This window comes from Algoriphagus sp. Y33, from assembly GCF_014838715.1.
Taxonomy (GTDB): Bacteria; Bacteroidota; Bacteroidia; order Cytophagales; family Cyclobacteriaceae; genus Algoriphagus.
In genome coordinates, this window is sequence record NZ_CP061947.1 from 2456010 (window position 1) to 2479289 (window position 23280).

The 23280-nt window shown below is 42.3% G+C and carries 21 protein-coding genes; 13 read left to right on the plus strand and 8 right to left on the minus strand.

Going from position 1 to position 23280, the window contains the following annotated elements:
• Nucleotides 1-113: 113 nt before the first annotated feature.
• The 3 genes from ID165_RS09995 to ID165_RS10005 all read left to right on the plus strand — a co-directional run bounded on the left by ID165_RS09995 (nucleotide 114) and on the right by ID165_RS10005 (nucleotide 3691).
• Nucleotides 114-1406, plus strand: coding sequence for an acetyl-CoA hydrolase/transferase family protein (locus ID165_RS09995; protein ID WP_192350198.1), 1293 nt, complete (start codon nucleotides 114-116; stop codon nucleotides 1404-1406).
• Nucleotides 1407-1488: 82 nt separating this feature from the next.
• Nucleotides 1489-2835, plus strand: a complete 1347-nt coding sequence (locus ID165_RS10000; RefSeq protein WP_192350199.1) for a sugar porter family MFS transporter — start codon at nucleotides 1489-1491, stop codon at nucleotides 2833-2835.
• A complete protein-coding gene (locus tag ID165_RS10005) occupies nucleotides 2825-3691 on the plus strand; it encodes a carbohydrate kinase (RefSeq protein WP_192350200.1) in 867 nt (288 codons plus the stop codon). The genes ID165_RS10000 and ID165_RS10005 overlap by 11 nt, the downstream gene beginning before the upstream one ends.
• A gap of 305 nt (nucleotides 3692-3996) precedes the next feature.
• Here the strand turns inward: ID165_RS10005 and ID165_RS10010 are convergent, their stop codons facing one another.
• The 7 genes from ID165_RS10010 to rsmA all read right to left on the minus strand — a co-directional run bounded on the left by ID165_RS10010 (nucleotide 3997) and on the right by rsmA (nucleotide 10118).
• Nucleotides 3997-4389, minus strand: coding sequence for an HIT family protein (locus ID165_RS10010; RefSeq protein WP_192350201.1), 393 nt, complete (start codon nucleotides 4387-4389; stop codon nucleotides 3997-3999).
• Nucleotides 4390-4432: 43 nt separating this feature from the next.
• Nucleotides 4433-4906: a transcription elongation factor GreA gene (gene greA / locus ID165_RS10015; RefSeq protein ID WP_192350202.1), complete on the minus strand. Its 474-nt coding sequence runs from the start codon at nucleotides 4904-4906 to the stop codon at nucleotides 4433-4435.
• Nucleotides 4907-5123: 217 nt separating this feature from the next.
• Nucleotides 5124-5801 (minus strand): DUF421 domain-containing protein, encoded by a 678-nt coding sequence (locus tag ID165_RS10020; protein WP_225587060.1) that lies wholly within the window; start codon nucleotides 5799-5801, stop codon nucleotides 5124-5126.
• A 232-nt stretch (nucleotides 5802-6033) separates the two neighbouring features.
• Nucleotides 6034-6417 (minus strand): hypothetical protein, encoded by a 384-nt coding sequence (locus tag ID165_RS10025; protein ID WP_192350204.1) that lies wholly within the window; start codon nucleotides 6415-6417, stop codon nucleotides 6034-6036.
• A 615-nt stretch (nucleotides 6418-7032) separates the two neighbouring features.
• Entirely contained in the window at nucleotides 7033-7965 is a 933-nt protein-coding gene (locus tag ID165_RS10030; protein WP_192350205.1) for a 2-hydroxyacid dehydrogenase, read from the minus strand.
• A gap of 13 nt (nucleotides 7966-7978) precedes the next feature.
• Nucleotides 7979-9346: a magnesium transporter gene (gene mgtE, locus ID165_RS10035; RefSeq protein ID WP_192350206.1), complete on the minus strand. Its 1368-nt coding sequence runs from the start codon at nucleotides 9344-9346 to the stop codon at nucleotides 7979-7981.
• On the minus strand, nucleotides 9333-10118 hold the full coding sequence (rsmA, locus tag ID165_RS10040) for a 16S rRNA (adenine(1518)-N(6)/adenine(1519)-N(6))-dimethyltransferase RsmA (RefSeq protein ID WP_192350207.1): 786 nt from the start codon (nucleotides 10116-10118) through the stop codon (nucleotides 9333-9335). Before rsmA ends, mgtE begins: the two co-directional genes overlap by 14 nt.
• Before the next feature lie 119 nt (nucleotides 10119-10237).
• On the opposite strand from rsmA, the gene pdxA reads away from it, so the two are divergent.
• The 7 genes from pdxA (at nucleotide 10238) to accC (ending at nucleotide 15929) form a co-directional block, all read left to right on the plus strand.
• Nucleotides 10238-11260: a 4-hydroxythreonine-4-phosphate dehydrogenase PdxA gene (gene pdxA, locus ID165_RS10045; RefSeq protein WP_192350208.1), complete on the plus strand. Its 1023-nt coding sequence runs from the start codon at nucleotides 10238-10240 to the stop codon at nucleotides 11258-11260.
• A gap of 109 nt (nucleotides 11261-11369) precedes the next feature.
• Nucleotides 11370-11942 (plus strand): DUF177 domain-containing protein, encoded by a 573-nt coding sequence (locus ID165_RS10050; RefSeq protein ID WP_192350209.1) that lies wholly within the window; start codon nucleotides 11370-11372, stop codon nucleotides 11940-11942.
• A gap of 18 nt (nucleotides 11943-11960) precedes the next feature.
• Entirely contained in the window at nucleotides 11961-12152 is a 192-nt protein-coding gene (gene rpmF, locus ID165_RS10055) for a 50S ribosomal protein L32 (protein WP_057938136.1), read from the plus strand.
• A 229-nt stretch (nucleotides 12153-12381) separates the two neighbouring features.
• Nucleotides 12382-13380, plus strand: coding sequence for a beta-ketoacyl-ACP synthase III (locus ID165_RS10060; protein ID WP_192350210.1), 999 nt, complete (start codon nucleotides 12382-12384; stop codon nucleotides 13378-13380).
• A 32-nt stretch (nucleotides 13381-13412) separates the two neighbouring features.
• The gene (efp, locus tag ID165_RS10065) at nucleotides 13413-13976 is read left to right on the plus strand and encodes an elongation factor P (protein ID WP_192350211.1); all 564 of its coding nucleotides are present in this window, start codon (nucleotides 13413-13415) and stop codon (nucleotides 13974-13976) included.
• Nucleotides 13977-14078: 102 nt separating this feature from the next.
• On the plus strand, nucleotides 14079-14555 hold the full coding sequence (accB, locus tag ID165_RS10070) for an acetyl-CoA carboxylase biotin carboxyl carrier protein (protein WP_192350212.1): 477 nt from the start codon (nucleotides 14079-14081) through the stop codon (nucleotides 14553-14555).
• Between the two features lie 24 nt (nucleotides 14556-14579).
• Nucleotides 14580-15929, plus strand: a complete 1350-nt coding sequence (gene accC, locus ID165_RS10075; protein ID WP_192350213.1) for an acetyl-CoA carboxylase biotin carboxylase subunit — start codon at nucleotides 14580-14582, stop codon at nucleotides 15927-15929.
• A gap of 471 nt (nucleotides 15930-16400) precedes the next feature.
• Here accC and ID165_RS10080 read toward each other — a convergent pair whose 3' ends face one another.
• Nucleotides 16401-16670: a hypothetical protein gene (locus ID165_RS10080; protein ID WP_192350214.1), complete on the minus strand. Its 270-nt coding sequence runs from the start codon at nucleotides 16668-16670 to the stop codon at nucleotides 16401-16403.
• A 534-nt stretch (nucleotides 16671-17204) separates the two neighbouring features.
• On the opposite strand from ID165_RS10080, the gene ID165_RS10085 reads away from it, so the two are divergent.
• The 3 genes from ID165_RS10085 (at nucleotide 17205) to ID165_RS10095 (ending at nucleotide 23110) form a co-directional block, all read left to right on the plus strand.
• Nucleotides 17205-19517 (plus strand): PSD1 and planctomycete cytochrome C domain-containing protein, encoded by a 2313-nt coding sequence (locus ID165_RS10085; RefSeq protein WP_192350215.1) that lies wholly within the window; start codon nucleotides 17205-17207, stop codon nucleotides 19515-19517.
• Nucleotide 19518: 1 nt separating this feature from the next.
• The gene (locus tag ID165_RS10090) at nucleotides 19519-20973 is read left to right on the plus strand and encodes a DUF1501 domain-containing protein (RefSeq protein ID WP_192350216.1); all 1455 of its coding nucleotides are present in this window, start codon (nucleotides 19519-19521) and stop codon (nucleotides 20971-20973) included.
• A 79-nt stretch (nucleotides 20974-21052) separates the two neighbouring features.
• Nucleotides 21053-23110: a c-type cytochrome domain-containing protein gene (locus tag ID165_RS10095; RefSeq protein ID WP_192350217.1), complete on the plus strand. Its 2058-nt coding sequence runs from the start codon at nucleotides 21053-21055 to the stop codon at nucleotides 23108-23110.
• Nucleotides 23111-23280 lie beyond the last annotated feature (170 nt).

The window sequence follows — 23280 nt, forward strand, 5'->3', positions numbered from 1 at the left end:
ATATAATTTGGCTCATTTAGCGAATGAGTTAGTCGGCTAAACAAACTTTTCAGGAAATTTTCCGATCTTGGCTAACCAGCATTAACTATAGTTTCACCCTAATTTTTACCACAATGATTACCTACGTTACCCCTGAAGTTGCCGTCTCCTCTATCCAAAGCCACCAGAGAGTTTTTATCCATGGAAGTGCCGCTACTCCGACTACGCTATTGCATGCTTTGGCTGGGAGGAAAGATGAACTTGAAGATGTGGAAATAGTCGCGATTACTACGCTGGGTGATATGCCTCTGGTGTCAGAGGAGTGTAATGGCAGCTTTTATATGAACTCCCTTTTTGTATCACAGAATGTGCGAAAAGCGGTGAATTCGGAAAATGGAGGCTACGTACCTATTTTTTTAAGTGAAATTGGTCACTTATTCAGGCAAAATATACTTAAAATAGATGTTGCCATCGTACAGGTTTCGGAGCCCGATGCACATGGATTCTGCTCTCTGGGAACTTCCGTAGATGTGGCGAAACCTGCTGTGGAAACCGCCAGAACTGTTATAGCGCAAGTAAATAAACAAATGCCAAGAACACATGGTGATGGTCAAATACATATTTCCAAATTCCATGCTGCCATCCATGTGGATGAACCACTACCGGAAGTGGATTATGGTGAAAAGATCAGCGAAATAGAACGTAAAATAGGAAACCACTGTGCTGCACTAATTGAAGACCGTTCCACACTTCAGATGGGAATTGGGGCAATTCCTGATGCAGTGCTGGATTCCCTGAAACAGCATAAGGACTTGGGCATCCATACAGAGATGTTTTCCAATGGGATTCTAGGACTCCTCAGATCAGGCGCTATTACCAACAGGTACAAGAAAAAACACCCGGGAAAAATCGTATCGGCTTTCGCAGCAGGCACAAAAGAACTCTATGATGCAATAAATGACAATCCCGAATTTTCATTTCATGAGGCTGCTTACGTCAACGATACGGCGGTGATCCGCAAGAACCCTAAGGTAATTTCCATCAATAGCTGCTTAGAAATGGATCTAACAGGGCAAGTATGCGCTGATTCCATTGCAAGCTACCAGTACTCAGGTGTGGGCGGTCAAATGGACTTTATGCGTGGTGCGTCCTTATCCGAAGGAGGCAAGCCCATTATGGCTATGACCTCAGCAACCCGAAAAGGCACCTCAAAAATAGTTCCTTTCCTCAAAGAAGGAGCGGGAGTAGTCACTACCAGGGCACATATGCAGTATGTGGTCACCGAATATGGAATGGTAAATCTCTATGGAAAAAATTTGAGACAGCGTGCCTACGACCTGATGAGAATCGCTCATCCCGATCATAGAGAAACCCTCGAGAAAGCTATTGTGGAGAGATTCGGAAGTTTCATCTATCCTTTTAGATAAAAACCAGGCAAAATGAAGAACGGGGTTTTGATTTGTTTTGCTTCTCTTTAGATTAGCAGCTCTTTAAAACCCGAGACACCTAATGTCATCTAAACAATACGCCTTTTTTCTCTCCATCACAGCCGCTTTGGGTGGCTTTTTATTTGGGTTTGATACCGCAGTGATATCCGGTGCCGAGCGGGCTATCCAGGATGTCTGGAAATTAAACGACCTCACTCATGGGCTGGCGATTGCTATGGCACTCTATGGTACTGTGCTGGGAGCATTGTTTGGAGGAGTTCCTGCAGATAGATTTGGAAGGAAAAAGAGTTTACTCTGGATCGGGGCATTATATCTCATTTCAGCTGTAGGATCAGGGATGGCTCCGGATCCCTATTCCTTTATGTTATTCCGGTTTATTGGGGGACTGGGTGTAGGTGCATCTTCAGTGGTAGCTCCAATGTATATTTCCGAAATAGCTCCGGCCAAAAACAGAGGATTGCTTGTTGCACTTTACCAATTCAATATTGTATTCGGTATTCTTATGGCCTATTTATCTAACTATCTGATAGGCACAGCCGGTATAGCTAATGATTGGAGATGGATGTTGGGAATGGAGGCAGTGCCTGCGTTAATTTATACTGCGATGATTTTCAGAATACCCGAAAGCCCCCGCTGGCTTATCGCCAAGTTCAACGACCAAGTAAAAGCCAGAGAAATTCTTACACGGACTGATCCCGAAGGAGTGGATGAGGCTATCCGCTTGGCAATAATTGAAGAGCAAACCATCAAGCAAAAAGGAAGTTTTTCAGCCCTATTCAGCAAAGCCTTTCTGTCCACAACCATGCTGGCTATTTTCATCGCCTTTTTCAACCAAGTCTCCGGAATCAATGCGATCATTTATTTTGCGCCACGTGTTTTCGAAATGGCCGGAATATCTACTGAGTCCGCACTTTTCTCTACCATTGGGATTGGTGTAGTGAATCTACTGGCGACTTTTATAGGACTGTATTTGATAGATAGGATTGGTAGAAAAAAACTGATGTATATCGGCTCAGTCGGCTACATCATTTCACTTTCTCTCATGGCTTATAATTTCCTTATTGGGGGCATAGACAACTTCTGGTTGCCGATATTTGTATTTGCATTCATTACTTCGCATGCAGTAGGGCAAGGATCTGTAATATGGGTATTTATATCAGAAGTATTTCCAAATGAACTACGCGCATATGGCCAATCCATCGGCTGCTTTACCCACTGGATTTTGGCTGCTTTAATAGCTAATGTCTTCCCTTATTTTGCCAATCAATTTGGACCTGGATATATCTTTGCATTTTTTGCCTTGATGATGGTGTGGCAATTACTCTGGGTGAAATTTAAAATGCCGGAAACCAAAGGCCGATCTTTGGAGGAAATACAACAAGATTTACACAATACCAATGCAGCATAAAGTAGTTATTTTCGGAGAAATGCTATGGGACTGCCTGCCCTCAGGTCCTGTTCCCGGAGGTGCTCCCATGAACGTAGCACTCAATCTTCATCAGTTGGGTTTGCAATCCAGACTGATATCAGCCGTCGGAAATGACAACGCCGGTCAAGAGCTTCTTGAGTTTCTACAGACTTTCAATCTGTCCATAGCGCATATTCAAATCAATCGAGATTATAAAACTTCAAAAGTTCTAGTCGATGATGTTGATCCGGAAAATATCAAATATACCATAGTATCACCTGTGGCTTGGGATTTTATTCAGTGGAATGGCGAAATGGATAAAGCCGTCGCTGAGTCTGATGCTTTCGTATTTGGTACACTGGCGGTGCGCAATGCAGAAAGTTTAACTACACTTCTTCGGTTGCTTCAACATAAAATCCTACGGGTCTTTGATGTAAATTTCCGGCCTCCATTTTATGATTTTGAGATCATTGTAACCCTGCTGGGTTTTACGGATATTCTGAAGATCAACGAAGATGAGTTGGAGATTTTTGCAGATTATTTTGCTATAGAGCCAAGTATAGAAAGCGTATGCAATCACTTGGACCGCCATTTCCCAATGGATCTGATATGCGTCACCCAAGGATCGAAGGGTGCTATGATTTATCAAGGAGGCAATATCATTAGCCATGAAGGTTATAAGGTACAGGTTGCTGATAGCATTGGCGCAGGCGACGCTTTCCTTTCCGGATTTATCAAAACCTACCTAGACAATCAGCCCTTAGACCAAGTCTTAGACTTCGCCTGTAAATTGGGGTCTTTCGTTGCCGGTAAAAAGGGTGGGACACCGAGGTATGAGATCTCTGATATACAATAAGGTATTCAGTCTCAGTTTGTAAAAAAGTGAACAGTCGTCAGGCTAAATTAGTCGGGTATTGGCTCTTGGATCCAGATTCTTTACCCATGGCTCTTGGATCTCGATACATTGAGACTATGGTGAAGGGTCAATTGGTTGTCTAATCTTCATTATTCGGCATTCATCATTCAATATTTCCGGACTCTTGAGCTTTACTGAAAACTAACAAAAGAGATTGCCACACTCCTTCGTCGTTCGCAATGACGTCCCCAACTTTACTGAATACTGAGACTGCAAACTGATCACTAAGACTAAAATACTACTTACTAAAGCTCTCCCCTAATCTTCACGGCAATCTCCGACAACTCTTCGTTGCTTAGCTTTAGCTTGGGACGGTTAAAATTAATGTCATCCATCGTTTTCAGCGGCACAAGATGCACGTGTACGTGAGGAACTTCCAATCCGATCACAGCAACACCGATTCTCGTACATTTGATCGTCTTGTCCATAGCTTTGGCTACCCGCTGGGCAAAAAGATGTAAGCCTGACAGCACCTCCGGCTCTAGGTCAAAAATATAATCAACCTCTTGTTTTGGAACTACCAGTACATGGCCTTTGACCAACGGCATGATGTCCAGAAAAGCGATGTAGTTTTCATCTTCGGCTACAATGTGGGCCGGGATTTCTCTGTTGATGATTTTAGTGAAAATTGAATCCATAATCTGTAAAAATATAAAATCCCGACTTACGGCCGGGATTGAGTTAGAATGTAATGTCTAATATTTCGAATTGCAGTGTGCCCGCGGGTGCTTTTACTTCAGCGATTTCACCGACTTTTTTGCCTACAAGGCCTTTTCCAAAAGGAGAAGCTAGCGAAATCTTACCTGCTTTCAGATCAGCTTCTTCCTCAGAAACCAAGGTATAGCTTACAGTCATACCATTTTTCACGTTTTTGATCTTCACAGTAGTCAAAATCCCAACTTTGGACGTGTCGAGCTGAGAGCTGTCCAGAATCCGGGCATTCCCTACCACCGCTTCCAACTTCGCAATTTTGAGCTCCAAATGACCTTGAGCGTCCTTAGCAGCATCATATTCTGCATTTTCGCTTAGATCACCCTTGTCTCTGGCTTCAGCAATTTGGTTGGAAATATCAGTTCTTCCCTTAGTCTTAAGCATTTGAAGTTCATCCTTCAACCGCTTCAAGCCTTCTTCAGTATAGTATTGTATTGTTCCCATAATCTACTCTTAGTAAAAGCCACAAAAACAAAATAACGGTCGCAAGACGGGACCGTTACCTTGTTTTTAGCTTGTATTTGAACTACAAAGATAACAAAGCTTTGAAACAAACCAAAGCCGGAATTTCTTTCTCTTCTCCCATTTTTAACCTTTAGATGAAAACAGGTAATTCCATCAAAACTTTTGATAGAACTGATTTAATCCTCAATATGATTATCTACTTGAGCCTACGCTCTTCACTTGCCAAGAGCCATTCATTTTCACCGCAAATTTCACAGGATGCCCCCTTTCCTCCTAAATGCTTCAACTCTCCGCAGTGAGTACAACAATAGTTGAATCCAATCCTAAAATCTTTACAGGGAAAAGCATATACATCAGGTAAAATAGGCAAGCCCGGCATCACATCTTCATCAGGAAAACAAAAAACACTTAAATCTCCCGAAGTTTCCAAATATGCGAATTTCACTTGGCCAAGCTGAGATACATGTTGCTGTCGAAGCTGGGAAAACAACTCGTCGTAAGCTAACGATTCCTTCCGAAAGGCTTTATACACAATTTTTCCGCTCTCAATCAATTTGATTGGTTTTCCTTCTACAAATTTTTCAACTTTCTCAAATCTCCCGGTAAGATAGGTTATTAATTTATAGAGACTTATGACAACTACAAAAACCAGTATAGCGGGTAGTATAGCTACGTCTTCGTAAAACATAGGATCACCTGCCGCAGAACCTAGTGAGATGATTATTGCCAGCTCGAAAACTGATAGTTGTTTTATCCCTCGTTTTCCTGACAGCCTCAGTACAAAAAGAACGATAAAGAACATTATCGTAGTGCGGAGAATAACCTCAACTAAAAATACATAAGGAATATCCTCACCTATCAACAGCCGCTTCATCTCAAATAGTTGTAATGTTTCTTGGAATTGCATATTCTAAAACAATGGTGCCTCCTCGCGACGATGACTTTTATATCCACATCACCCTATAGTATACAGGGTTGTGAAATCTATTATGGGTTTACCTGCGAGGCTTTTCCTTTACGAAATTGCCCTTTTAATTCAAATAAACTTTGGTAGTCAATCGCCGGTCAAGGGAGGCATCATCGTTTACTGTGTACTTTATCGTATTTCAATCGTCCGATTTGATTTTTCCTTGATCGTCATACACCATAGTCAGGGATTTTCTATCGTCTGTTGTGAACGTTATCTCATAATAGGTGATGGAGTTTTCTTCAAAAATTCTCTTATCCGTGATTTTATCTACAGACAGCGCATCATCCCTGTCTATCACTTCAATCACAGCGGATGGAAGGTCAGCAGTTTCGGACTCATCTATTGCTCCCGAAAGCAAGGTGCCATCCCGCTTCACAATATTTGTATCTGAATCATGCGTAGTACCACTCATTTCATTTTGTGCTTCAATACTTTCTTCATAAGCATTTTCTGACTTTTCCCCGCAGGATAATGACAGAAGCACTATGGCTAACAGGTAAATTATCGAGTTCGTTTTCATGGTAAATTTAAGTTTCCAAATTCCTCAGTTTGATCAGTTTGAATCAGAGAAATTCCCTTTCGAAAAAGTTGATTCAAAATTCTGCCCACTTCAGAGATTCTATGAGCTAAAAAGACCATCCGGCTCTCAAGAAAAACACACACGGATATTGAATTCGAAATAAATAGGTAAAAAGACAGCTATTCTCTACCAACTTTCAGAATAATTCTAACCATATCTAAAATATTCATTAGAAAAACACTGTTATGCTTACATCTTTAAAAAAAACATTTTTTCGGGTTACATCAGGGAAGCAGAAAATAACTATCCGACATCATGAACCTATAAAGTCCTCATTATGATCTATATATTTCCCATTATGCGGATTCCAACCCAACGAATTGGAAAAGCTTTCGAAGAACTGTACGAAAGACATCTATTTTATTCACATTCCGATTTTCTGCAGGCAAGTAGGGAAAAGTCACATAGGATTTGGTGAACTTTAGTTTTTAGGCCGCTTCGGCCTCCCCCGTCTATGATGCAAGCCGGGGAGGGGCACCCTTCCACACCGATAAGTGGGTCTTACCGCCAGTGAAAAGAAAGGGCTGATACAACTGGGTATCATGTCGGACATACCTACTGTTTAAATGTCTTTTTGATCCTCTTAGCCAATACTTTATTTATTTTCTCGTAAGACTCATAAGTCCATCCGGCGACATGCGGGCTAAACAACACATTATCGCGGGAAGCCAGTTTCTCAAACTCAGCTTTTTGTTCAGGACTAAACTTTTGGAATTTTTCGTTTTCCAATACATCCAGTAAGGCTCCGCGCAAAATCCCCTGATCCAAGGCTTCATTCAATGTCTTGAAACTAATCACTTCACCCCTAGCCGTGTTGATCAACCAAAAAGGTTTGGCAAAACTCTTCAACTCTTGCAGCGTGAAAAAATTTCTAGTCTCAGAAGTAAGCGGTAAATGGATACTTAGGACATCCGCTTCAGCTTTCACCTTTTCCCACATCACTTCCTGCACCAGGTCATCCCCAAAATCCATTTTGTACTTATCATAAGCCAAGATATTTACCCTAAACCCCTGAAGTCTACGTGCAAATGATTTTCCCATGTTGCCGTACCCCATGATACCAACGGTTTTGCCTGCCAACTCATGGCCACGATTACCTTCCCGATCCCATATCCCCTTTCGAACTTCCCGATCAGACTTTCCGATATTATTGAATAATGACAAAAGCATCCCTAGGGCATGTTCCGCTACCGCATCCCGATTTCCTTTGGCCGCATGAAAAAGCTTAATATTCTTTTCAGCCATATACTCCAAATCAATCTTGTCCAGACCTGCTCCTGCCCTACCGATGAATTTCAGATTGGTGGCTCGCTCCAGCAGTGCCCTGTCCATGGGAGTTTTTGAACGGATAATGAGCCCATCGTAAATATCCACGGAAGCCAAAATTTCATCGCGCGTGATTTCAGGTGAATAGATGACTTCATGCCCTTCCTTCTGTAGCATGGGCATAATACTTTCGTGCATTTCGTCAATTATAAGGATCTTCATTTTTTTGAAGGAATTAAATATTTAGTAAAGACATGGCAACCAAAAAATAAACAGCTAACCCGATCAGGTCATTTGCTGTGGTAATAAACGGCCCTGAAGCCAATGCAGGGTTGATCCCAAGCTTGTCAAGTATAATCGGAGTAATAGTTCCCATAAAGGAAGCAAGTAAGACAACTGAAAACAGGGCTATTGATACCACCATCGCAAACGAGACTTCGGTTTTGTAAAATAACACAACCACACCAAAAACAAATGTGGCTAAGATCAATCCGTTTAGCATTGCTACCAACAATACTTTTAAAAATCTCTTGGCTAAAGAATCATCAAAAATAGATTTGCTGGCAAGAGACTGGACCACAATCGAAGAAGTTTGAATTCCCACGTTTCCGCCGGTCGCTGTGATCAGAGGGATAAAGAAGGCCAATGCTGTCACTTTACTAAGCCCTTCCTCAAAAAAACCAATAAACCCGGCACCTAGCAAGCCTCCACAAATACCTATCAGCAGCCAAGGCAATCTAGCTTTGGAAAGCTTGATCACACTATCATACTCATCCACTGTATCCGAAATACCTGTCATGGCCTGGATGTCTTCCTCGGCTTCTTCCCGGATTACATCCAAGATATCATCCACGGTGATTCTCCCTACCAGCTTATTCTTACTGTTGACCACAGGAAGTGATTCCAAATCATACTTACGCATGACCTCAGCCACTTCCTCCTGATCCATATAGGTGGGCACAGAGATTACTTCTTCCTCATAGATATCCTCGATCTTCGTTTCATCAGAGGCCAAAACAATTCGCTTCAGCGAAACGATCCCCATTAGTTGCTGCCTATTATTTACTACAAAAATGGAATAGATCTTACTTACATTTTCTGCCTGGCGCCGAATCTCGTTAATAGTCTGAACAACATTCCAGTTTTTATTTGCACGGATGTACTCTTTCGCCATAATCCCCCCTGCCGTATCTTCATCATAACGCAGGAGTTCGAGAATCTGGTCAGACTTTATCTTATCCTGAAAATGGCTGATGATATCCTCCCGCTCTCTTTCCAAAAAGAGATTGAGTATATCTGCTCCATCATCAGAATCCATCAACTCAATCAGGTTAGCCATTTCCTGAATATCCAGTTCCTTGAGGACTTTATGCTGATTTGTGGCTTCCAACTCGATAATAATATCCGCTGCAAATTGCGCATCCAGCACCCGCAAAACATAGATGGCTTCCTCCATGGAAAGCTCATCCAACAGGGCCGCAATATCCGCCACATTCACTCCATCCAGTGACTCCTGAATAAATTTAAAATCCTGTGAATCAATCGACTTACGGAGACTTTCTAGGTATTCTTTCGAAAGTTCAAACTGCTTAATGATTTCCACGGGAAGCTTCGATTGTTTGGGTGAGAAATATGAAATCAGCAACGTCTAATTGCTCAGCACGTAAATCCAAAATAGGATTTGAATTAAAGTCAGCAGGAAGACTAAAGGGTTTAAGACAATTTCTAAGTGTTTTTCTACGGTTGCCAAAACCCGCTTTAACTACCTGTTTAAATAGTTTTTCATTACAATCCAATTTTTCTGTCTTATTTCTGGTCAATCTAATTACTCCCGAATTGACTTTGGGAGGTGGATCGAAGACGTGCGGAGGCACAGTAAACAAATATTCTATATCGTAATATGCTTGTAGAAGCACAGACAATATTCCGTAGTCCTTATTTCCTTTCGGCGAAGCAATCCGTTCTGCAACTTCCTTTTGTAGCATACAGACCACTTCAGTCACTTGGTCTTTTACATCCAGTACTTTGAAGAAAATCTGTGAAGAAATATTGTAGGGGAAATTACCGGCTATGGCAAACTTGCCGGGAAATGATTCGGAAAGATTCATTTTCAGAAAATCCCCTTCAATGATTTTGTCCCCCAATTCAGGGTATTTCTTATGCAGGTAAGCAATAGATTCCCTGTCAATATCAACAAGGTGTAAATCAAGGTCCTCCTTCAAAAGAAAATCCGTAAGAACCCCCATGCCAGGCCCGATTTCCAAGACTTTGCTTACTCCATTATATCCTTTGACCGCTTGCGCTATTTGCTCCGCAATACTCAAATCGGTCAAAAAATGCTGTCCCAAGTGTTTCTTGGCTTTGACCTTTTCCATCGGTTAGCTCAGATAAATTTTTATAAATTGCAACCAAAATTAAGACAATAATTCTAAAGGACTAGCTTAGATGCGCTAGCAATACCAACTCAAACAGTAAATCCAACATCCATCCTTATATGCATCAACGTAAGATCAAACCCATTATCGGAATCAGTATTGGAGACATTAATGGAATAGGCATCGAAGTCACCATGAAAGCTTTGCTGGACAATAGAACTTACAAGTCCTTTACCCCGCTGATCTATGGACACGGTAAGGTGCTGACTTTCTATAGGAAACAACTGGGACTGGAAGATTTTAACTTTGCGCAGATCAAAAATATTGATGAGATCCAGCATAAGCGAATTAATGTAATCAATGTTACGGACGAATGTCCTGAGGTGATTCCCGGAGTAGAAACCCAGGAAGCCGGAAAATTCGCTTTAGATACGCTGAAAATGGCGGTAAATGACCTGAAAGAAGGAAAAATTCAAGCTTTGGTGACGGCCCCGCTTAATAAAAACAACGTAAACTCTGACACCTTTCACTTCGTAGGGCACACTGAATTCATCACCAATGAAGTAGGCGCAAAAGAAAGCCTGATGCTGATGGTATCCGAACAATTGCGGGTGGGATTGGTCACAGGTCATGTGCCTTTGGCTAAAGTGGCCGAAAATGTCACGCAAGAACGGATAATACAAAAAGCAACTATTCTTCTGAACAGTCTGGAAAATGATTTCGGGATCAATAAGCCAAAAATCGCAATCTTAGGACTGAATCCACATGCCGGTGAAGACGGACTACTGGGCGAAGAGGAAGAGCAAATCATCAAACCGGCCATTCATGCACTGAAGGATCAAAACAAAATGACCTTTGGCCCCTACCCTGCTGATGGATTCTTTGGAATGGCACATCAAACAAAATTTGACGGGATTCTTGCCATGTATCATGATCAGGGTTTGGTTCCGTTCAAATCCATGGCCTTCAGTACAGGCGTAAACTTCACCGCAGGCCTGCCCGTAATCCGAACATCGCCTGATCATGGCACTGCTTATAACATAGCAGGGAAAAATACGGCCGATGAAGGTTCGATGAGAGCCGCAATTTTTCTGGCATTAGACATTATTCAACAACACAACCCGCAGGAACCGGAGGATTAAGAAGGAAAACGAGAGATTTATCACATGCAACCAAAGAATATTTCAAAATCTCTTTTATCCTTCTATAATAATTCACTATTTTTGCGGTCTTAAATCGAGAGGAGGTATCGTGAAATTCTGGAGAACATTTGATATTGAGGTCATTAAGTTCCTCGAAGGCATACACGAAATTGACTTCGAAATTGGAGATTCATTTTTCCAGCACTTCGAGGACAATGAACTTGTCAAAAAAGGAAATTTGACCGCACGGGTCATTATGAAAATCGGTCCAAATGTAATTGAAATGGATTTTCATATCTCAGGGAAAGTAATACTTACTTGCGATAGAAGTTTGGAGCCATTTGAGCAGCCGTTGGATTTTCATGAGAAGATGATCTATAAGTATGGATCTGAAGAAAAAGAAATCGACGAAAAGGTCATTATGATTACTAGGGATACCCCGAAAGTCAATGTGGCTCAGCTGATTTACGAATTTATTCTATTGGCTTTGCCATTGAAGAAAATTCACCCTGATTACAGAAACGAAATGGATGATGAAGATTACGAAGGGGAAGGAATATATGCCTATATAGACGGGCAGAATTCTGACGACAACGGAGATGATTCAGGATCCGATGAAGATAATAATGAAGCAGTTGATCCTAGGTGGGATCTTTTAAAAAAGTTAAAAAACAAGGAATAATCATAAACCACACATAAAATGGCACATCCTAAACGAAAAATTTCGAAAACCAGAAGAGATAAAAGAAGAACTCATTACAAATTAGAAGCTCCGGGCTTGGCTAAATGTCCTACCACAGGTGAAATGCACTTGCCACACAGAGCGTTCTGGTTGGACGGTAAATTGTACTACAAAGGACAAGTTATCATCGAAAAAGAAATCTTGGCTTAATCAGTCAGCTGAATTTTACAAGAATCCATTCGTTAGTTGCGGATGGATTTTTTGTTTTCAGCCCCGATCCAAACCGCTTGTTGTCAAGGCCATTACTTTTCATTGATGGATTTCTTTTGGTAGAGAATGACAATTGTAATATTTTTGCCTTCCTTACAGGATAGAACACATCCATAACAAACAGTTAGAGATGATTTTAATTTGATCGTCTCAGCTTAAACCCAGCATAATGGACAAACTCAGAGCCATGATCACCGGAATAGAAGGTTACGTTCCGGAATACAGGTTGACTAATAAAGAACTTGAGAAGCTTGTAGAAACAAACGACGAGTGGATCGTCTCAAGAACTGGAATAAAAGAAAGAAGAATACTAAAAGGAGAAGACCAGGGCACATCAGTAATGGGAGCCGAAGCAGTAAAAGGCCTTTTAGAAAAAACAGGCACGGATCCTCTGGACGTAGATTTGATTATATGCGCCACAGTTACTCCCGACATGCCTTTTCCTGCCACGGCAAATATCATCGCAGATATAGTAGGTGCTAAAAACAGTTACAGTTTCGATATCGGAGCAGCCTGCTCCGGTTTTTTGTATGCCCTACAGATGGGAAGCCAATTCATCCAAACGGGCACTCATAAGAAGGTAATCATTGTAGGAGCCGATAAAATGTCTTCTATTGTTGATTATACGGATAGAGCTACATGTATCCTATTTGGGGATGGTGCTGGAGCAGTAATGCTTGAGCCTACTACCGAAGATCTGGGCATCGTAGACGCCATTCTTAAATCAGACGGATCAGGTGCTCCATACCTGCATATGAAAGCCGGCGGAAGCCGGCGACCTGCCACGCATGAAACAGTAGATGCTTCGGAACACTATGCTTACCAGGAAGGCTCTACAGTATTCAAGTTTGCGGTGACCAATATGGCCGATGTAAGTGCGGAAATTATGGAAAAAAACGGCTTGACGGGTGAGGACGTCGCTTGGCTTGTTCCCCATCAGGCAAATCTTCGAATCATTAATGCTACCGCCAACCGTATGGGAATAGGTTCGGACAAAGTGATGATGAACATCGAAAAATATGGTAACACGACAGCCGCTACTATACCTCTTTGTCTTTGGGACTATGAAAGCCAACTGAAAAAAGGAGACAACTTAGTCCTTGCAGCATTTGGAGGCGGATTTACTTGGGGGGCCATTTTCCTTAAGTGGGCATACGATCCCAAATAAGTTGATTAAGAAAATAATACGATAATTATACTATGGCTAGTACTGCAGATTTTAAAAACGGACTTTGTCTGGTAATGAACAATGACATCTACTCCATCGTTGAGTTTCAGCATGTCAAACCGGGAAAAGGCCCTGCCTTTGTCAGAACAAAAATGAAGGGAATTACTTCCGGGAAAACGCTTGACAAAACGTTCAGCGCAGGAGAGAAAGTAGAAACGGCTAGAGTTGAGAAAAGACCGCATCAGTTTCTATATGCTGATGACATGGGATACAACTTTATGGACACTACCTCTTTTGAGCAGATTTCTATCGAAGAAAAGCTTATTGAACGGGCCAATCTTCTAAAAGACGGTCAATTGGTGGATATTTTGATCCATGACGAAACAGAAACCCCGCTAGCCGTGGAGCTGCCTCCGTTCGTGGAGTTGATGATCACTTACACCGAACCCGGGATCAAGGGAGATACGGCTACAAATGCGTTGAAACCCGCCACCGTCGAAACCGGTGCCACTGTAATGGTACCGCTCTTCGTAGAGCAAGACATTTTGATCAAGGTAGACACCAGGGATGGTTCATACTCAGAAAGAGTAAAATAACTTAATTAAGCTGTGTGATTTCATTAAATTACACAGCTTAATTCATTTATATCCCATTAAAATAATCATGCCTTTGGGCACCTCTAATAAATACATAGACCTATGAAAGCAAAAGAGATTCAGGAGTTGATCGATTATATCTCTAATTCTGGTTTGGCGGAAGTTAAAATCAAAACTGAGGAATTTGAACTTTCTATTAAGAAATACGCAGAATCTTCTGCACCTAGGATGGTAGAAATGGCACCTGCACCTGCTCCCGCACAGACTCAGGCTCCTGCTCCTGCTCCAGTACCTACGGCTGCACCGGCAGCTCCCACTGAACCAGCCCCCTCCAACTTAGTAGAGATCAAATCACCTATGATCGGAACTTTCTACCTTACTTCCAGCCCGGATGCAGATCCGTTTGTAGCTGTGGGAGATTCTATCAAAACCGGCGACACCGTTTGTATCATTGAAGCTATGAAACTCTTCAACGAAATAGAATCTGAAATTTCCGGTAAAATCGTCAAGATCTTGGTGAGCAATTCTACGCCTGTAGAATATGATCAGCCATTATTCCTTGTAGATCCGGCAGGTTAATTTTTTCATCAAAAACAAATAGCTGTGTTTAAAAAAATACTAATCGCCAACAGAGGCGAGATTGCCTTAAGGATCATCCGTACTTGTAAGGAGATGGGGATAGAGACTGTGGCAGTTTACTCTACTGCGGATAAGGATAGTTTGCATGTGAGGTTTGCTGATGAGGCAGTCTGCATAGGTCCTGCTCCCAGTCGTGAATCATACCTAAACATCCCCAGAATCATCGCCGCTGCCGAAATTACCAACGCAGATGCTATACATCCAGGGTATGGATTTCTTTCCGAAAATGCAGAATTCTCAAAAATCTGTGAAGAATACGGAATCAAATTTATCGGTGCCAGTGCAGAAATGATCAACCAAATGGGTGACAAGGCTACTGCCAAAGCAACCATGAAAGCGGCAGGAGTACCTACTATTCCGGGCTCTGAGGGAATCTTGACCTCCATGGAGCAAGGTGTCAAGCTTGCAAATGAAATGGGATATCCAGTCATTCTGAAAGCAACCGCCGGAGGCGGTGGTCGTGGGATGAGGATAGTAAAAGAGGAAGCCGGATTCAAAAAAGCTTGGGACGATGCGAGAATGGAATCAGGTGCTGCTTTTGGCAACGATGGTTTATATCTTGAAAAATATGTTGAAGAGCCTCGCCATATAGAAATTCAGATCATTGGAGATAGAACCGGAAAAGCCTGTCATCTTTCAGAGCGGGATTGCTCTATACAAAGGAGGCATCAGAAATTGGTGGAAGAAACCCCATCCCCATTCATCACTGATGAGCTGCGTGAAGCCATGGGAAAAGCTGCCATCAAAGGAGCCGAAGCCATTGGCTATGAAGGTGCCGGAACAGTGGAATTTCTTGTAGATAAGCATCGCAATTTCTTCTTCATGGAAATGAATACCCGGATCCAGGTAGAGCACCCCATCACTGAGGAAGTAACAGACTTTGACTTAATCAAAGAACAAATCAAAGTTGCCGCAGGTGAATTGATTTCCGGTAGAAACTACTATCCTAAGCTCTTCGCTATGGAGTGTAGAATCAATGCAGAAGATCCTGCCCACGGTTTCAGACCTAGTCCCGGCAAGATCCAGAACCTTCATATTCCCGGAGGACGGGGCGTGAGAATAGATTCACACGTATATGCAGGTTATGTAATTCCTCCCAATTACGATTCCATGATAGCCAAGCTGATTGTCAGCGGCCAATCCAGAGAAGAAGTGATCGTACGAATGAAGCGTGCTTTGGAAGAATTTGTAATCGATGGCATTAAAACCACAATCCCATTCCATATCGCCTTGTTAGAAAATGAACAATTCAAGGAAGGAAACTTTACTACCAAGTTTCTGGAGGATTTTGATTTCTCGGTGATAAAGGGATAATTCAAAATATATACATTAATAAAAAAAGCTGCCCATACGGACAGCTTTTTTTGGTTTAGGTGGAGTATGGATCTGAATTTCACAGTTATTTTTAGATGGCAGTCAGACAGAATAAAAATCAAAGGATAAAGTGGTCAGGAAGAAATTTTGTCAAAGCCATCCGGTATTTATCTAAGTAGTTATGCCTCATAATACTGGTTACCTCTGTGATTAATTAATAATGGGACAAATGATAGATGTGTTTTGATGAAAAAATAACAACCTTATGCTGCATGACTGACAATTTTTTAGCGTTATCAAATCCTAACTAACTATCAGGGACTATGAGTCCAATAAGAGTTGATAAATTCACATAGATCACGCCTAGAGTCACAGCCGCGGATAATCCCACCACTAAAACTGTGGTAGCCGCAGCACTTGTCCGTTTGACATTGATAAACTTAATGTCACTGAGTGGGATCAGAACACAATCTAGCTCGTTACCATCATCCTTCCTCCTATAACCAGATATCCTTGCTCTATTCCGCAATAAATCAGCTTGCTCACTTGGTTGTTTGTTCCTACTACTTTGATTTGATCTCCAAGAAAAAGGTTTTGAAGTCCCGGCAGTGTATCGCCCAATCCGGGGCATTCGATCGCATAGTTAGGCTTTAGATTAGCAGGATTTCTATACGCTTTACAGGAAAGAAGCAGTGTCAACATGGCGAATAAAGCAAAAAGTGACACTGCCTTTTTTTTCATCCTGTTTTTGATTCAAAAATAGATTAATTCCGCACCGCAATTAGATTAATTTTTGATAGTTTGAATTTCGAATTAACCAAATATCTGAATTTGTCAAATTCCACCAAAGCATTTGTTCTCAGCCATTTTAGCCCTTAGCAGTTGTACTTCTCCTCAGCATAAAGATGTCCAATTAGCGGATATCGAGCAGATCAGCTACAACTTCCATATCCGACCTATTCTCTCTGACAAACCCTTTGTCTGCCACGGTCCGGGATGCCAATAAACGAGAAGCCGAACTTCTCCAAAGTATTCCTATTCATTCATATAAAAGCTATCCTATCAGACAGTTTTTATATGAATAATCCCACTGAATTTTTACCTCTGACCAATAAAAGTGTTTTTTTAAGATGCAATAATAATCAGCCATTATCAAATATTTCAACTAAGTCCTTCCCCTTACATCAAAAAATCAGAATAAAAATTTGGGCTTCGGGATGCCTTTAATTCAAATTATAGCTAGTTTGAGATCGATAAATTTTCCTTCAACCCAAAATGCTAGCTTCTACCCTCCTGAAATACTGTATTATATGTGGCTTTTGCTTGTTAGCCTTTGGTTGCTCCAGGCAACAAGAGGGTGATATATACTTATCCGATACAGAGCAGATCAGCTACAACTTCCATATCCGACCTATTCTCTCTGATAAATGCTTTGTCTGTCACGGTCCGGATGCCAATAAACGAGAAGCTGAACTTCGCCTTGATACGGAAGCAGGAGCATTTGCTGCGTTGAAAGATGATGCAAGTCAATTTGTAATCAAACCTGGAAATCCGGCAGAATCTGCTGTTTATCATAGAATCACCTCCGAAGATCCCGGAGAACTGATGCCTCCGCCGGAGTCCAATTTGGCCCTATCCGAATCGGAAATTCAACTGATCAAAAAGTGGATTGAACAGGGAGCTAATTATGAGCCTCACTGGGCTTTTGTAAAAGCAGAACGAACGAAATTGCCTGAAGAAACTGACTGGACTATCAATGAACTAGACCGGTTTACGCTTAAGAAAATGCAGGAGAAAGGACTCTTGCCTAATCCGGAAGCCAAGCCATATGAGTTGATCAAGCGTGCAAGTCTTGATTTGACAGGATTACCTCCAAGCCTGGAGCTTTTGGATAAGTTTGGAGATTTCAAAGGTGAACTGTCTTATGAAGATTTACTCGATGGACTATTGGAAGACCCTGGTTTTGGTGAGAAAATGGCAATTCTCTGGATGGATATTTCCAGATATTCCGATAGCTACGGCTATCAGGATGATAATATCCGGACACAGTGGCCTTACCGCGATTGGGTAATCCATGCATTCAATGAAAACATGCCCTATGATCAATTTGTCACCTGGCAGCTTGCAGGTGATCTTTTGCCGGATGCAAGCAAAGAGCAAATTCTGGCAACTGCCTTCAATAGAAATCATAAATACACAGAGGAAGGTGGAGTGATCGATGAGGAGTATAGAATAGAATACGTACTGGACAAAACCAACACGGTAAGCAAAGGGCTGTTAGGGATCACCATGGAATGCGCACAATGCCATGACCATAAGTATGATCCTTTCTCCCAGAAGGAATATTTTGAGCTATTTGCCTTCTTCAACAATACTCCTGAAACAGGATATCAAGGGGATGTCTCGCAGTCTAAACCTGCCAAAACCCCAATTCTCTGGGTTGATCAGGAAGATCTGTCCGGAATCATGAGTTTTATCAACCATGATGACACCACCAAATTAAGTGTTTCTGTGATGGGAGAACTGGATAAAAAGAGACCAACCTATATCCTTGATCGGGGTGTCTATGATGCACCGACGGTAGAAGTTGAGCCCTCCACTCCATCATCAATCATGGAGTTCCCTGCAGTCTTGGAGAAGAACCGTCTGGGTCTTGCACAGTGGATTACTTCCAGAGAAAACCCGTTAACAGCAAGAGTTTTTGTAAATCTGATGTGGCAAGAGATTTTCGGTCAGGGTATAGTAAAATCGGCGGGAGATTTTGGGATGCAAGGTGATCTCCCCACCCATCCGGAACTATTGGACTGGCTGGCAGTGGACTTTATGGAAAATGGCTGGGACATCAAGCGTCTGATGAAGCAAATTCTAAGCTCTGCAACCTACAAACAGTCTTCCGTAATCACAGACAAACATCTCAATACGGATCCGGAAAATCTCTACTTAGCTAGAGCTCCCCGTTTAAGGCTTCCTGCGGAAAACATCCAGGATCTGGTGTTGGCTAGTAGTGGGTTATTAGTCAGAAAACTCGGTGGTCCAAGTGTCAAACCCTATATGCCTGAAGGAATCTGGGAGGCAGCGACTTCAGGACGGGGAGTTTTAGCTACGTATATTCAGGACAAGGGCGACAAATTGTATCGCAGAGGTTTATACAATTTCATCAAGTTAACTGTCCCTCCTCCCAAGGCAATGATATTTGATTCCAGCAACAGGGATCGATGCGAAATAGGGAGAAACAGAACAAACACCCCACTACAGGCATTGGTGATGATGAATGATCCGATGATTTTGGAAGCTTCGCGTGTCTTAGCCGGCAACATGTGGGGTGAAAACAAAAACGGAGAAAAAGCCATTACTACGGCATTCAAGCGAATTGTTTGCCGGGATATGAGCAAGGAAGAAAAGTCGATCCTGCTCTCCTACTACAGAGACCAATTAGAACGATTTAGCAAAAATCCTGATCAGATTTTCCCCACTTTAAATGTGGGCGAGTTCCCACTGGAGGAGTCTGCTATCATTCCTGAAACTGCCGCACTCATGCAAGTAATCGTGAGTATTTATAATCTGGAAGAAACCATTACCAAAAGCTGATATGGAAAAGGAACTATTGGAAGAAGGGCTTAATCACAACCGGAGGAAATTTCTATCCCGGCTTAGTCTCGGAGTGGGTAGCCTAGCCTTGGGGTCATTATTGGTTCCTGACCTCTTATCGGGAAAAGCTGAAGCGGAAGAAGCCATGATGAGTGCCCTTCCACATTTTGCGCCGAAGGCCAAACGGGTTATCTACCTCTTCCAAAATGGAGCCCCCAGCCAGCTGGAATCATTTGATTACAAACCTCTCTTGAATAAGCGGATGGGAGAAGAGCTCCCTGAGTCCATCCGTGGTAACCAGCGCCTTACCGGCATGACCTCAGGTCAATCCTCTTTCCCCTTGGTGGGTTCCAATTATAAATTTGATCAATACGGAGAGTCAAGAGCTTGGATATCCGAAGTATTTCCGCATACTGCCGGGATTGTGGATGATATCTGCATCGTAAAATCCATGCATACCGATGCTATCAACCATGACCCTGCACTGACATTCTTCCAGACAGGGGCACAAGTAGGCAATCGGCCTAGTATGGGATCTTGGCTGAGCTATGGCCTGGGGAGTGAAAACAGTAACCTTCCGGCATTTTCGGTTTTATTAAGTCGTGGACGTGGAAATGGACAGGGAGTTTACTCCAAACTATGGAGTAATGGATTCTTGGATGCAACCCACCAGGGGGTGCAGTTTTCCAACTCTGAAGATCCTGTACTCTATCTCAAGGATCCCGATTCCATGAGTCGTTCCGAACGTAGAAAAATGATCGATCAGATCGCTGCAATGAATGACTTGAGCATGCAGCAGTTCAATGATCCTGAAATCACTGCCAAAGTACAGCAGTATGAAATGGCTTACCGGATGCAAACTGCTGTTCCGGAAATGACAGATATTTCCAAGGAACCGGAAAGTATCATCAAACTTTACGGACCGGACTGTCTGGTTCCGGGCACCTATGCTGCCAATTGCCTCTTGGCCAGAAAACTATCGGAAAGCGGCGTTCGGTTTGTTCAGCTCTATCATCAGGGCTGGGATCAGCATGGCAATTTACCCAATGAAATGCGGCTTCAGGCAGAAGATGTAGATCAGGCTTCCGCAGCACTCATTACAGATCTGAAGCAAAGAGGTTTGCTGGACGAGACCTTGGTGATCTGGGGAGGGGAATTTGGAAGAACAAATTACTGTCAAGGTAAAATCTTGGTGGACAATTACGGCCGTGACCATCATCCCCGCGCATTTTCTATCTGGATGGCCGGTGGCGGTGTGAAGTCCGGATTGGTCTATGGTGAGACGGATGAATTTGGCTACAACATCACAGAAAACCCTGTCCATGTGCATGATTTTCAGGCCACTGTCCTTCACCTGATGGGAATCGATCACGAGCGTATGACCTACAAGCATCTTGGACGAAGGTATAGACTGACAGATGTCTCCGGCAAAGTAGTAAAAGACTTAATTGCTTAGAATCTATATGCCAAAGAGTTCTTCTATTAGATCCATACTGGAAAGCACCCTTTTTATTTGGATTGGTCTTACCCTAATCATGACCCTAGCGGGAAATTCGCTGGTTCTACCTGAATGGCTTCAGGTAATTGGCAGAAGCCATCCCATTTTACTGCATTTCCCCATCGTATTGCTCTTAATGGGCTTGCTTTTTTTCTGGATTCCCGGAATTGAGAAAAAGCCCGAGATTAAAGAAACAGGAGAAATCAGCTTTCTCATAGGCTGTAATTTTGCAGGAATCACAGTGATAGCAGGGCTGATTTTGGCACAGGAAGAATACACAGGAGAGATTCTAATCTGGCATAAATGGGGAGGCTTGTTGGTTTTCGGAGGTTGTGTACTACTCTATTTTTTCAGAACCATCAAAGTAAATTTCATTCGCCTATGCAGCCTGGCTTTAGCAATAGCAATCCTGCTCACAGGGCATTGGGGAGCAGGACTGACGCATGGAGAAGATTTTCTTTTGGCTCCGGTCAGATCCACTGAGATAGAGGTAATTCCATTGGCTGAAGCCGAAATTTTCAGGGATGTTGTTCAGCCTATTTTGCAGGCAAAATGTATCAGCTGCCACAAAGAAGGAAAAATAAAGGGAGAACTGCGAATGGATCATATCGAAGACTTGCAAAAAGGCGGAAAATCAGGCCCTTTTGCAGTTGGAGGAGATTTTGAAAAATCACTTTTAATCCAGCGGATCAACCTTCCTGAAGACGACAAGAAACACATGCCGCCGAAAAACAAAGCTCAGTTAACTGATGAAGAGTTTTTGATCTTAAGTGAGTGGGTTGCGTCTGGAGCTAGTTTCGATCAGAAACTCGTTGATCTTCCAGCAGCAAATGAGTTGTACCAATTGGCATCATTAAAATTCGCAGCAGATAAGATCCATTCATTCGGGGCGGCAGATCCTGGAGATGTTGAAGAGTTAAATACCTCATTTCGATCTGTAAAAACTCTTTTCCCGGAATCCCCTGCCTTGGAAGTTTCCTATTTTGGGATTTCAGCTTTTCCTCCAAAATCACTTGCAGAGCTGAAAATCATAAAAGATCAAATCGTCCGGTTTAGTCTGAATAAAATGCCTTTGGCCGGAGTAGACCTTAAGTTTTTAACTGATTTCAAGCATTTGGAAGAATTACAACTGAATTTCACTGGCTTAAGTGCTGATCAGTTGAAAGTGATTTCTGAACTCAAAACACTTAAAACACTTGCACTTTCAGGTAATACAATTGACAATGCCTCCCTTCAAAATCTCAGTAAAATGAAGTCTTTGAAAAAGCTCTATCTATGGCAAACAGGATTGGGAAATCAGGACCGGGAAACTATCCAAAAATCACTTCCTTCTACCGAACTGTTCTTTGGCTTTGATGGAAAGGGAATAATCTACGAATTGAACAGCCCTGCTATATCCCAAGCGGATGTGATTTATCAGGACAGCTTGGAATTAACGCTTTCCCATCCTATCAAAACTGTTGAACTTCGCTATACACTTGACGGCACAGAACCGGACAGCATCACAAGCCCTGTTTACACCAATCCTCTTTTTGTCAAAAAAACAGGAAAAATCAGGGCACAAGCGTTTGCTGAGGGTTGGAAAGGCTCAAAGGTGGCCGAAGCTGTTTTTATGCATTCCGGAATCAAGCCTGTTGGATTTAAGCTGGTATATGAACCAAATTCTAAATATAAGGCTTCCGGTGTGGCTACACTTTTTGATCTGGAAAAAGGCCAGGCATCAAATCATGGTCAAAAATGGCTGGGTTTTCAGGATAACCCAATGGTTTTGGAAGTTGGTTTTGAAGAAAACAATAAACCCCGAGAACTCTCCATCAGCCTACTTTATAGCGAAGCGGCACATATTTTCCCTCCTTCTACTGTGGTTATTCATGGACTGGAAAACGGGAAATGGAAGGAACTGGCAAGTGACTCTCCGGCGGTATCTTCCAATCCATTGCCTGCAAGGTCAGAATTGCTGTCATTTGAATTGGAAGACACGAACTATGAAAAGCTAAAGATCATAGTAACCCCGCTCCCCCGCCTACCAAAATGGCACCCGGATGCAGGAAGCAAAGGTTGGGTATTTGTGGATGAGGTGATTTTCAGTAAATAAAAAATCAGAAACCGCATGAGTTGAACGATTTCCTGTTTCGTCAGTCTGATTATAAAGAAAACCTTCAGCTTTACCTGATAACTGAATGAATTCCTTACTCTCTCCTTCTGATTTCATAGGAAAAAAAGGGAACTTTCTCCTGAATAATAATCTCAAGTTTCTTTACTATT